Source organism: Methylobacter svalbardensis (genome assembly GCF_037671525.1).
Classification (GTDB): Bacteria; Pseudomonadota; Gammaproteobacteria; order Methylococcales; family Methylomonadaceae; genus Methylobacter_A; species Methylobacter_A svalbardensis.
The window spans coordinates 43,529-56,069 of sequence record NZ_JAWPOH010000004.1; the positions used below are offsets into that span (position 1 = coordinate 43,529).

At 50.1% G+C, this 12,541-nt stretch carries 9 protein-coding genes and 1 other RNA gene; 5 read left to right on the forward strand and 5 right to left on the reverse strand.

Translation table 11 applies throughout. From position 1 onward, the window contains the following. The first annotated feature begins 81 nt into the window (after window positions 1-81). Window positions 82-549, forward strand: coding sequence for a hypothetical protein (locus RW114_RS02700; protein ID WP_340121172.1), 468 nt, complete (start codon window positions 82-84; stop codon window positions 547-549). 27 nt (window positions 550-576) lie between these two features. On the opposite strand, the gene RW114_RS02705 is transcribed toward RW114_RS02700, so the two are convergent. From RW114_RS02705 to RW114_RS02725, 5 genes are all read right to left on the reverse strand, one after another. Further along, window positions 577-1,260: an esterase/lipase family protein gene (locus RW114_RS02705; protein ID WP_340121173.1), complete on the reverse strand. Its 684-nt coding sequence runs from the start codon at window positions 1,258-1,260 to the stop codon at window positions 577-579. Then, on the reverse strand, window positions 1,223-4,321 hold the full coding sequence (locus tag RW114_RS02710) for an efflux RND transporter permease subunit (protein WP_340121174.1): 3,099 nt from the start codon (window positions 4,319-4,321) through the stop codon (window positions 1,223-1,225). Before RW114_RS02710 ends, RW114_RS02705 begins: the two co-directional genes overlap by 38 nt. A gap of 15 nt (window positions 4,322-4,336) precedes the next feature. Next, window positions 4,337-6,013 carry a hypothetical protein gene (locus RW114_RS02715; RefSeq protein WP_340121175.1) on the reverse strand — a complete coding sequence of 559 codons (1,677 nt, stop codon included), beginning with the start codon at window positions 6,011-6,013 and terminating at the stop codon, window positions 4,337-4,339. A 151-nt stretch (window positions 6,014-6,164) separates the two neighbouring features. Beyond that, entirely contained in the window at window positions 6,165-6,584 is a 420-nt protein-coding gene (locus RW114_RS02720) for a hypothetical protein (RefSeq protein ID WP_340121176.1), read from the reverse strand. Window positions 6,585-6,659: 75 nt separating this feature from the next. Next, window positions 6,660-8,141, reverse strand: coding sequence for a RimK family protein (locus RW114_RS02725; RefSeq protein WP_340121177.1), 1,482 nt, complete (start codon window positions 8,139-8,141; stop codon window positions 6,660-6,662). Window positions 8,142-8,283: 142 nt separating this feature from the next. Here RW114_RS02725 and RW114_RS02730 point away from each other — a divergent pair, with 142 nt between their 5' ends. The 4 genes from RW114_RS02730 to dnaX all read left to right on the forward strand — a co-directional run bounded on the left by RW114_RS02730 (window position 8,284) and on the right by dnaX (window position 12,509). After that, window positions 8,284-9,381, forward strand: a complete 1,098-nt coding sequence (locus RW114_RS02730; RefSeq protein WP_340121178.1) for a DUF2817 domain-containing protein — start codon at window positions 8,284-8,286, stop codon at window positions 9,379-9,381. After that, a complete protein-coding gene (locus tag RW114_RS02735) occupies window positions 9,378-10,478 on the forward strand; it encodes a peptidase C39 family protein (protein ID WP_340121179.1) in 1,101 nt (366 codons plus the stop codon). Before RW114_RS02730 ends, RW114_RS02735 begins: the two co-directional genes overlap by 4 nt. Before the next feature lie 296 nt (window positions 10,479-10,774). Continuing rightward, window positions 10,775-10,871: signal recognition particle sRNA small type (ffs, locus tag RW114_RS02740), an RNA gene on the forward strand. A 36-nt stretch (window positions 10,872-10,907) separates the two neighbouring features. Next, entirely contained in the window at window positions 10,908-12,509 is a 1,602-nt protein-coding gene (dnaX, locus tag RW114_RS02745) for a DNA polymerase III subunit gamma/tau (protein ID WP_340121180.1), read from the forward strand. Window positions 12,510-12,541: the final 32 nt, after the last annotated feature.

Sequence of the window (12,541 nt, forward strand, 5' to 3'; positions counted from 1 at the left end):
CTATCCTACAGACAGCTGCACAATACCGACCGAATTTTTTAGATTAATGCACTTTCGTCTATGTGAAAAAAATGTCCCATTATGTTCAATTTCACTAAAAAACACGGCAACGCTCTGGTTGATATGAATGAACAAGCCGCCGGAGTGAGCGAAAAATATAACGCCGCGATAAAAAAGATCGAACGGCTTGAGGGCGAGCTTAACCAAAAAACCCAGGCATTAAACCAAAGTTTCAAGGCTCAAGCTATAATGAGCGAAGGCATAAATAACAGCCTGGCCTCTCTTTTCATCGTTCAAAACCAACTGCAAGTCGTAGCGACACATTTAGACCATTCAAACAAACGTATTTTTGAGTTAATACAAAAAAACAAGGTGCTTGAATCATCAGGCAATGAGTGGTTCAGGCGCTCCATCAAACTTGAATTTGAAGTTTTAATGGCTAAGGACGAGCTTAAAAAAATCGAAAATGAACGCGATTCGGCGGTAAAAATGTGTGAACTTCTTCGAGCCGAGCTAATGTCGAATAACCCAAGCAGAAAGCAGGGCTAACACCTGCGCATCAACTTAAGACGCAACTCATCTCGCAAAATAACCCTGCTGAATAAAATGCAACGCCTGCTCTATGACCGCCACCCGTCGCATGATAAACGGATGGGAATAAGGCATCACGATGAAATCTTGCATGCCTGCCACCTGCGCCCTGCTTACCGACACCTTGCCGTCGTTGACGTCGGGAATCAGCCTTGATAAAAATGGATTGGCGGTTTTGCTACCGGCAATAACCCCAAGCTGAAAATTCACCGGGCCAAGCCGATTCGGCACGCTGTTGCTACCGGTACCCAGCTGCAATCCGGCCGGGCCGTTTAAATAGTAAAAAAGCCGCCAACTTCCGAGTTTATCCACGACTTCGCTGCCTTGGTTGGGCGGAGCCAGCATCACCACCCGACCCAATTTATCGATAGCTTGGTTTGCCAAATAATCACGCAACAAAATGCCGCCCATCGAATGCGTCAAAAAATGGATTTTTTTAACGCCTTCCGTAGCGCATTGTTTCAAGGCCTGACCGATGTATTGTTGCGCCAAGGCGCCGATGTCCGCGCTACGCGAAGGGTAATCCACATTGATGATGTTATAGCCGTAGGCGGCCAGCAGCTCGCCGGCCTTATTCATGCTGCGGCTGGTTCTGAACAAGCCATGCAGCAGAATAATCGTCTCCGAGCCTTTATCTATCGGTATCAGTTTGGCTGTTAAATTTTCCATAACGCAGCAAAATGGCAGGCAGCAATAACAAGTTCAGCAATGTCGAAGAGGTCAGGCCGCCGATGATGATCGCAGCCATCGGCCCCATGATTTCTCGACCCGGATTATCGCTGTTGAACGCGATCGGGAACATCGCCAGCGCGGTGACCAGAGCGGTCATCAGGATCGACGGCAAGCGTTCCTGCGCGCCCAGTATTGCAGTGTCCAGATTCCAGCGCTTGCCTTCGACCTCGACCAGATAGCGATAGTGCGACAATAACATAATACTGTTGCGCACGGTAATGCCGAACAGCGTCACAAAACCGACGACCGAGCCGACCGACAAGGTAGCCCCGGTCAACACCACGGCCGCAACTCCGCCGATCAGCGCAAAAGGCAGGTTGGCAAGGGTCAGCAACACATGGCGGATGCTGCCGATCGCGATATAAACAAAAATCAGCACCCCGGCTCCGGCCAGCAGCGAATGCAGGATCAATTCTTTCCGCGCCTGCGCCTGCTCAACCGCCGCACCGGTAAATTCCGGATAGCTATCCGCAGAGAACGGAATCTCCTTTAACACCCGCGCCTTAAGTTCTTCGACAAAAGCATCCAGATCCCGGTCGATCACATTGCCGGTGACGGTTTGCCGCCGCTGCGAGCCTTGATGCAGGATGTTGTAACGGCTGGCCGCATGCCTGATTTCTGCGACCTGCTCCAGCGCGATCATTGTCCCGTCCTGCGTCCTGACCGGCAACTTGGCTATCGATTCGGGCTGCTGTCTCAGCTCCGGCGTTAAGGTCACCGCAACGTTATAGATTTTGTTGCCCTGAATGTTTTTGCCGACCACGCGGGTTTCGTAAGCCGCTTGCAAGGTATCGACAATCTGGGCAGGTAACACGCCCCAGAAGCTGAGCTGATCTAAATTCAACACAATTTGCAGCAACGGCGTGCCGGGCGGCGAGCGCAACTGCACATCGGTAGCGCCGTCTATGTCGCGCATAATATCAGCAATTGCTTTTGCTTTGGCATCCAGCTGATTCAGGTCATTGCCGTAAATATTAACCGCCACCGGCGAGGTGTAACCGGAAATAGTCTCGTCGACCCGTTCCGTCAAAAAGGTGTTGGCTTCAAACAAAATGCCGGGAAAACCGACCAGGGTCGCCCGCAACCTGTCCTTGATCTGCTGCTGCTCCGATCCCGACATCGGCTCAAGCCGCACTTCGTACTCGCTGTAATGGCTGCCGTAAGTATCGGCGCCCCGCTCTGCCCTGCCCGCCCATTGCGATACCGATTGTATGCCGGGAATCGCCATAAACTGCTCGGTCAGCTTGCTGCCGATTCTGATCGACTCCTGCAACGAGGTGCCGGGAATACTGGTGGTGTGGACAATATAATGCCCTTCGCGCAATTCGGGCAGGAACTTGCTGTCCAGACTGAAAAAAGCCAGCAAGCCCGACAGACAAACGATAACGCTGCCGATCATGACCGGCCTGAAATACCTGGAAACCTTGCCCAACAAATCCTTGTATAGCGGCTTGATACGCCTGATCAGCGGCGGATCGTCATTAACAAGATCAGCGTTGCCGAGCAACGCATAGCACAGCGCCGGTGTTAAGGTCAGCGCCACCAGCAGCGACATTAAAATCGCCAGAATGTAGGAATAGCCCAGCGGCGCAAACAAGCGTCCGGCAACGCCGTTCAAGGTCAACAGCGGTACAAACACCAGCGCGACGATGAAGCTGGCGTAAACCACGGAGCTCCGCACCTCCAGCGAGGCGCTATAAACCACATCGGCTACCGGCAGCGGCTTGTCTAACAAGCGGTTTTCGCGCAAGCGCCGGAAAATGTTTTCGGTATCGATAATCGCATCGTCGACCACCTCGCCCAACGCGATAGCCAAGCCACCCAACACCATGATATTGAGATTGACCCCGGTTTCCAGCAGCACAATGACCGCGCCGATCAACGACACCGGAATGGCCAGCGCGGAAATAAACGCAGTGCGGAAATTAAACAAAAACAGGTACAGGATAATCAGCACGAACAAGCCGCCGATCAGCAAATGCCCGGACAAATTGCTCAGCGAGCGCTCGATATAATCGGCGGGGCGGAACAGGTGCGAGTAAAAGTTAATCGCCTGTTTGTTGAAAATAGGCTCGAACTCGTGCAGCGTCTGCTCGACCTGTCTGGACACCGACAAGGTATTGGCCCCGTATTGGCCGATCACCATCATCACGATGCCGGGCTTGCCCATGATTTGCGCCGCACCGATCGGCGGTTCCGGCGCATAGCCAATCGTAGTGACTTCGCCCAAGGTAACGCTACGCCCCTGCTCCCGCTTGACGATAATCTTGGCGAATTGTTCCGGCGTGGCGGGCTGTCCCGTCACCTGCAAGGTGAAGCGCTGGTTGTTGTTTTCGATAAAACCGCCGCCCTGAATGTTTCCGGCTTTTGAAGCGGCCAAAATAATGTCCTCCAGCGTCAGGTTAAAGCGATGCAATTGCAGCGGATCGACCTGAATCTGCAACTGCTGAATGTCGCCGCCGAATACATTCACGTCGGCGACGCCCGGAACAGCCTTCAAGCGCGGCACTATCGTCCAGTCGACCAGACTGCGCAAAGCCATTAAGTCGGTCTGATCGTCCTTGCTTAAGCCGATGGTCAGAACCGTCGCGGAAGACGAGGACAACGGTATCGCAACCGGCGTAATGCCCAACGGCAGCTGTCCCGTCAGCGTGGACAAGCGCTCGCTGATCAGCTGGCGGTTGCGGTACACATCGCTGTCTTCGGCAAAGGTCGCGATAATAATCGACAGCCCCTGGATGGATTCCGAGCGTACCGATTTCATGCCGATCAAGCCGCTGATCGAGGTTTCGATTTGCTGGGTCACCAGCACCTCAACCTGTTCGGAAGAAAGGCCGGGCGATTCGGTCTGGATAATGACCTGCTTGGGAGAAAATTCAGGAAAAATATCCAGACCCGCCGTGGCGAAGCGATAACTGCCGTAGAGCAGAATTAATAGCGCAAGCGCGATGACGATACCGTAAAAACGGATGGAAAAACGGACGAGGGTGGCTAGCATGGGTTAGTGGGTTGATTATTCATCATCAACTTGAATCTCATATAGAATGACTCTTGATTTATTAATTTCGCTATCCTTTGCTATCCTTTTCAATGCTTCCGTTGCTCTATTGGCAATTTCCTTTTGTTGGTCGCTAGCATTTGAGAAGCGTCCAAATTGTAGACAGGTGTTTATGAAAGATGAGCGCTTATACCTACCTTTAGTGGATTTAAATATTTCGTAATACTGATCAACAGTAGTATTTGAGAGAATTATTTCATCTTTTTGATTCCATCCATTTTTTCCTGAGAGGCGCTCCAATACCTGTTTAGTAGTTTCTTCACATAGAACAGATGAATGATAAGTAGCGTTAAATTTCTGACTCATTGAACTATCTTTAATGCCAAAAAAGTGTGAATCTGGATTAAATAGCTCTATTTCTACATTTCTGGCATCAATATAAAAATCAATTATTTCTTCAGCTTTACCATTTTCACCTAATTCCCTAAAAAGACAGACTGTTCCATCGAGATTGCCAGGCGATATATTTTTTACATTCTTTTTGAAACTCTTATAAAGCGTTGTAATAACTTGATTCTGGTTATCGTCAAAACTTTCGTGATACAAATCCCAAGCATTATGAAATGATCCTTCAGATTTTGAGGCAACTATTTCTTTATTCTTTTTCGCGGCTTTAGCCTTGACTTCACCTTCAATGAAGTACCCTGTCCGAACTGATGTGGAAAGCAATAAATCAAATTCGTCCGTCTCTCTATATCCATAGTCATGAATTATTGACTTCCACTTTTTATGCTCATCACCGTCTGCTTCAAAACTTTTTTCAAAAGAAAAGTTTGTCAGATTAATAAGAACATCTAAAGAAGGCGCTTCGTCAGTGTTATGGCAAAAGTAACACCAAGAGAAAAGGGTTAACGAGTGAACTCCTTGATGGGTAATCTCCTGTTCATATTCCTTAAGATAAGGAATAATGAGCTTAACAAGTCGTTCAATTTTTTTCAGAATGCGGATATTTTTGATATTAAGTTTTATAGTGCATTCTTCTAAAATTTCGGCTGCATACTCATTTAATTCTGTGCCATCAAAAGCTATTTTCGCACTCTCTTCCGCAGTAGGCAAAAACTCCAATTCAAAGTCAACAACCTTTTCACGATACTTAATGTAAGCTTCTAACCCTTCTTCGCCATCGTTGAGAAGCAATACAACTTTGCATTGCTTTTGTTCTTTCAGCAGGGACACCAAGCCAAGAACATCTTGAATATCAAGGCTTTTCCCTTTTCTCTCCAAATCATCAATACAGATTATGGTGTTGCTAAGTGATAGAAAGGCGAATGATTCAATTGCATGAGTTGTACTTCTTGATTTAAAGAAATCAAGCCCTTTTTTTCCTAATGCTGTCGAAGCACCAACAATATTATTTCTAAAAGTTTCGATATTGGCTTCCGTGCCTATCAAATTACGATCTACTATTTGTTCAAAAATTGCGTACTTAAATGCATCCAAGGAATTAATGCCAAACAAAGAAACATACGAATATTTTTTGAGCGTAATTCGGTTGTTTTCTTTAGCTTCTAAAAGAAACTTGTTCCAGCTATAAGTTTTTCCTATTCCCCAACTGCCTTTAATAGCCATTACTTCTGGAATTTCATTACTTAAAAAATTATCGATTTGCGATTTGATTACTTCAATCGACATCTGTTTATCCTTGTGTGTCGCTAGTTCCCAAGCTCAAGCCTGGGAATTCAGTTATGGAATCTCCAGCTTCCCGTTTCACGAAGCTGGAGCTTCGTCTTCTGGGTTCCCAATCTGGAGATTGGGAACCAGCTCGAACTCATCTGGAACAATATCAAAAGTCTTGAAGGTAGATTGCTGATGTCTCGAATCCTTCTTCCGGTGTCCCTTCGAAACTCCCGGTATTAAATACGCTCGGCTCATATTTTTCGTTGCTGTAGGTAAAAAAGGCCATGCTCCATCGTTCCTCCTCAAAGTAACGTAACCGGCACAAATGTAGCGGTATGTTCCTGCACCGCTCAAGGTACTGTTCACGCGTCTCCCCCGTGATGAGAAGCAGCGACTCAGCAGGTTCTGTAGGATCAGTGTAAGCGTCGATGTAACAGAACACTCCGCGAAAGCGTATTTCTAAGCGGGTGAACTTTCCGGCATAATGAGCCTCAGCATAGGAGCGAATCCGCCGCTCGGTGCGTTGCCGGACAGCTGCGGGAATCTTGACTCCGCCAGAGTGTGGATCGTATACCCATGCATACATAGTTTTCTCCGCTTTAAAATGTTTCGTCTAGTTCTGAAAAGTTTATATTTTACTTCAACTACCTATTATTCCAGCCTACAACGTTATTATCCCTTTACTGCGATTTTCCATGCGCCGCAGTAACTCGGTCATAATCAACCGGTACAGTTCGTCGCCCAGATATTTGTCCTCGACGCCGCTGTCGATGTTGGGGTTGTCATTGACTTCTATCACATAGCCTTTGCCGTCTTTTTCCTTAACATCCACGCCGTATAAGCCGTTGCCTATCGGCAAGGTCGCTTTTAATGCGGCGTCCAGCACGGCTTTGGGAACCTCAAAAGTCGGCAAGGTGGCAAAACTGCCGGTATCGATCCGGCTTTCGCCGTGACGGTATATCTGCCAGTGGTTTTTAACCATGTAATAGCGGCATGCATATAAAGCCTTGTTGTTGAAAATACCGATGCGCCAGTCGAAATCGGTATAGAGAAATTCCTGTGCCAACAGCAGCGCGGATTTTTGAAACAGCTCATCCACTTTGAGTTCCAGCTCTTTGCGGTCATGCACTTTGACGATGCCGCGGGAAAAGGAGCCGTCCGGGATTTTTACTACCATCGGAAATCCGGCTTCCGCTTCGACTCTATCCAGGTGGGCGGCATTGCCTTTGTGCAATAGCCAGGTTTTGGGCGTCGGCACACGATGGGTGCGGAATAAATCAGCCAAATAGACTTTATTGGTACAACGCAGCATCGACGTCGGATCGTCGATAACGACCAACCCCTCGGCCTCGGCCTTTTTGGCAAAACGGTAGGTGTGGTGATCGATGCTGGTGGTTTCGCGTATAAACAAGCCGTCAAACTCGGGCAGGCGTATGTAATGTTGCTGGGTTATCAGTTCTATTTCAATGCCCAGTTCCCTGCCGATTTTGATGAATTTTTTCAGCGCGCCGCGGTTACTCGGCGGCAATTGTTCTTCGGGATTAACCAGTATCGCCAAATCGAACCGCGCCGCTTTACGGGTGCGTCCCTTGCGCCAGACTTTGGTGCTGAATTTATCCAGCGCGTCGGCAAAAACGGTTTGCATCGCATCATCCAGGTGCCGGTGCGAAACGGCCTTTAAGCCGATAATTTCCCACTGCTGCTTGCAGCGCAACGTCACTTCCAGAATCGGACAGGAAAAGCGCTCAAACAGCAGTCTGGTGAGTTCCTGAAAAACCGGGTCCGGCGTGGTGCCGAAATAGCTCATCAAGGTGATTTCACTGTCCTTGTCGGTGGTTTTAAATGCGCGTTCCAGGGTCTGCGACAAGTCGTCAAGCTGTAGCCGGTACAGCGCCTTTTTGCCCAGATCGTTCAGCACTTTAACCGAAGGGATCACGTGATGGCCTCTGGCCTCGGCCAGCAACGAGCAGTAATAGCCGTCGGAAAGATAACGGTAGCTGCTGCAAAGATTGATGATGCGGACACGCTGATGCGACTCGCCTTGCTCGGTCGCAAGATAGGTTTCAAAGGTGATGACCTGGTCGCTGGGATAATAAGGATTCCAGTCGGAAAGATCATCAACAACCAGAAGGGTACGCGCCATAACAATAAGATCCTGTAGTAAGATGAGGCTTAATTCTGGAACCAGTCAGTTGTTTGCACAAGGAGTTTTTATGGGTATTGAAAAATATGTCATGATTAACTTAACTTAAGGCTATGCCAAGAAAAATTTTCAGGAAACCGTTATGTCTTATTGTCTCCCTCTTGCCGCTATCGATACCGCCGTTTTTCCCGACCGCTATGCCGCCGGTCGGCGACGCTGGCTGGCGCGATTAAATCAATTATCCTGCCACACACGATGCCTGCCTTATCCATGCAAAGGCGTCGGACCTGAAGGCGAAGAGCTGGTTACCGACACGGTCTGGATCGGCCCGGAAGACGCAGCAAAAGTGCTGGTTTTGCTCGGCGGAACGCACGGCATTGAAGGCTTTGCGGGCAGCGCGATACAAATAGACCAGCTGGGTTTGCTTGCCGATGGCCTGTCCGTTATTCCGGCCGATACCGCGGTGTTGATGGTCCACGCGCTGACGCCGTGGGGCTATGCCTGGCAACGGCGTTGCGATGCGGACGGCGTCGATCTTAACCGCAATATCGTCGATTTTTCCAGGCCGTTGCCTGAAAACAAAGACTATGCCTTGCTTAAAGATACTCTGTATTTAGCGGATGCCGCCCAACGGAAAATCGACCTTGCCGGGTTCGAGCAACAGCATGGCCGCGTGGCGCTGGAAAAAGCGATCAGCGCCGGGCAATACAGCGATCCGTCCGGGCCGTTTTACGGCGGCAAAGCGCCCGCGCACGGCAGGCGGGTCTGCGAAGACCTGATGCGCCAACACACACTGCAACAGCGGGATTTGGCGGTCATCGACCTGCACACCGGCCTGGGTTCTTACGGCTATGGTGAAATCATTTGCGATCATCAGCCCGACAGTGCCGGAACGCGTGCCGCCCAAAACTGGTACGGCGATTCGGTCGCATTGCCGTTGTTGGGCACGTCCAGTTCGGTGCCGAAAACAGGACTGCTGGATTATGCCTGGCACGCGATCATGAATGACCGCAGTTGCTACATCACCCTGGAATTCGGCACTTTCAGCACCGATCAACTATTTGAAATCTTGCTTCGCGACCATCAACTGTGGGCGCAAGCCGACAACCAACAAGCCCGCCTGGAACACAGCAAAGTCATGCGCCGTCATTTTTGCCCCGATGATCGGGCCTGGCAGGAAATGGTGTTGTTCCGTGCCAGACAGGTGATTGCGCAAGCCTTGCAGAGAGTATCGTCTTGAGTATTTTAATCCGCCCCGCCCTGTTAGCCGATCTCGATCAGCTGGTAGCCCTCGAAAAAACCTGTTTCGATACCGACCAGTTAAGCCGGCGCAGTTTCAAACACTGGATAAGCGCAGAGCATCGCGCCTTGCTGGTTGCCGAGCAATTAAATGTAATTAGCGGTTATGTGCTTATTATTTATCATCCCGGCACCCGGCTGGCCCGAGTCTACTCGCTGGCCGTTGCGCCCGAGCAAAGAGGCACAGGCGTCGCCAAACTGTTGATGGCGGCAGGCGAACAGGCCGCCAATGATGCCGGAAGACTGTACCTGCGTCTTGAAGTCAGCGTCGATAACACTCCGGCGATCAAGCTTTACCAAACGCTGGGCTACCAGAAATTCGGCATCTACCGCGATTACTATGAGGATCACAAAGACGCGTTGCGTTACCAGAAACGTATCCGCCGTTATCGCGATACCCTGCAACACCGGTCGGTACACTGGATAAGACAAACCACGCCGTTTACCTGCGGCCCCGCATCGCTGATGATGGCGATGCACGGCTTGAACAGAGCTTATCAGCCCTCGCAGGAAGAAGAGATCAACCTGTGGCGCGAAGCCACCACCATCTTCATGACTTCGGGACATGGCGGTTGCCACCCGATAGGTCTGGCGCTGGCGGCAAAGCGGCGGCAATTTACGGTGGAAGTCTGGGTTAACCAGACCGGAACGCTGTTTATCGACGGCGTGCGCAATGAGGAAAAAAAACAGGTTGTGGAACTGGTCGACAACTGCTTCAAGCGCGAGGCGACTGAACAAGGCATCAAGATACATTACGCCAATATCAGCCAGAACGACCTGATCAGCGCGTTCAAGTCCGGGGCGATACCGTTGATCCTGATCAGCACATTTCAAATGGATCGCAAAAAAGCCCCGCACTGGGTGGTGATGAGCGGCTTCGACGACGACTGCCTGTACATGCACGATCCGGACCCCGAAGAAGGACGGCAAAGCGAAATCGATTGCCAGTTTATTCCTATTGCCTGCGAGGATTTCGACCGGATGTCCAGTTTCGGCAAGAACCGGCTCAGGACGGCGGTAATTATTTGGCCGGGTTAAGATCGTTCCCGTCAAGAACCGGATCCGTAAAAAAACAAAGTCCACGAAAGACACGAAAAAAAATAATAGGTGGAAGGTTGGCACAAAGGGAGCGTATAAAATTCAGTTACTAAACTACCGTACGCAACAGTCGAACAACTTGTGCTATAAAGCTTTTTCGTGCCTTTCGTGTTTTTCGTGGACAATACATAACATCAGCTTTGCAAAACATATTTCATTTCAGCTTGTGTTATTAAACCGATTCAACGATAATGGCCGTCCTTTAGCCAGTACGGCTGATGTTTTAATGGTGACCGTGTCGGTCCTCTCGCAACGATACGCTGTAAACCCCGCCAGGCCCGGAAGGGAGCAACGGTAGCAGCAGATTCGTGTGCCGGGATGTGGCTGGCATGGTCGCCGCCCAAATCATACTTACCTTTCGAGCCTGCCATGAATTATCAGGTTCTCGCCAGAAAATGGCGTCCCCATAATTTCACCGAAGTTGTCGGACAAGAACATGTCGTCAAATCGTTAATGAACGCTTTGCAACATGACCGACTGCATCACGCCTATTTATTTACCGGAACGCGCGGCGTAGGCAAAACCACCATCGCCCGAATCTTAGCCAAAGCCATTAATTGCGAAAATCTCCAGGATTTCAATCCTTGCGGCGAATGCAGCGTGTGCCGCGATCTGGATGAAGGCCGGTTTCTGGATTTAATCGAAGTCGATGCGGCATCGCGCACCAAGGTCGAAGACACCCGCGATTTACTCGACAACGCCCAATATGCGCCCAATCACGGCCGCTATAAAGTCTACCTGATCGACGAAGTACACATGCTGTCCGGGCACAGCTTCAATGCCTTGTTGAAGACGCTCGAAGAGCCGCCCCCGCATGTAAAATTCCTGCTGGCTACCACCGATCCCCACAAAATCCCTGTCACCGTATTGTCCCGCTGTTTGCAGTTTAATCTCAAGCGCTTACTGCCCAGTCAGATTTTCACCCAGATGGAATTCATCCTCGAACAGGAACACATTGAAGCCGAATCCGGCGCGTTAAAACTATTATCCCGCGCCGCCGACGGCAGTATGCGCGACGGCTTAAGTCTGCTGGATCAGGCCATTGTTTACGGCAACGGCAAAGTCGGCACCGAAGATGTCAACGCGATGCTGGGCACGGTAGCCCAGCAACCGGTCGACGACATATTAACGGCTCTGGCCGAGGGTGATGCGGCGGCGATACTCGATAAGATAAACGAGATAGCCAATTTAACGCCGGACTTTAGCGATGTGCTGCAACAGATTTTGCAAGTCCTGCATCGCATCGCCTTGCTGCAACAAATACCGGGAGCCATTGATCACGATTTTGATCAGGATATGATTGCGGCCTTGGCGGCCAAACTGACCCCGGAAGATGTGCAGCTTTATTATCAGATAGGTCTGGTAGGACAACGCGACCTGGATTTGGCGCCCGACCCGCGCAGCGGCTTTGAAATGGTCATGTTGCGGATGCTGACTTTCAGACCGGTCGGCATAGCATCGGCACCGGTTAAACCGGCACAGACTCATCCGGCCATTAACAAACCGCAGGCTCAACCTGTTTATAAACCGACAGTAACGAAACAACCCGCCGTTGCCTCCGAAAAAAGCGCTCCGGAAACCGTTGTGCAAAACCACGATGCCAATTGGGCGGAAATGGTTGCCGCGATGAAGATTAACGGCCTAACACGGGAGCTGGCTCATAATTGCGTACTGGAAAATATTGACGATACTGTCTGCACCTTGATCCTGGATCCCGGACATAAACAACTGCGCAGCAGCCGTACCGAAGAAAACCTGCAAAAGGCGTTGCAAGCTTATCGCAAAGCACCTTTGAAACTGGTGATTACGACCGAAAAAACCACGGTCGCCACACCCGCCGTACAATTGACCAAGGCGCGCGAAGACAAACAACAGGCGGCGGTTGACGCGATTAATTCAGACGAAAATATTCTGGCATTAAAAGAACACCTGGGAGCCAGGATCATGCCCGGCACCATAGAGCCAATCTAAGCAGCCCCCTATAACGATAATGGAGAAAAACA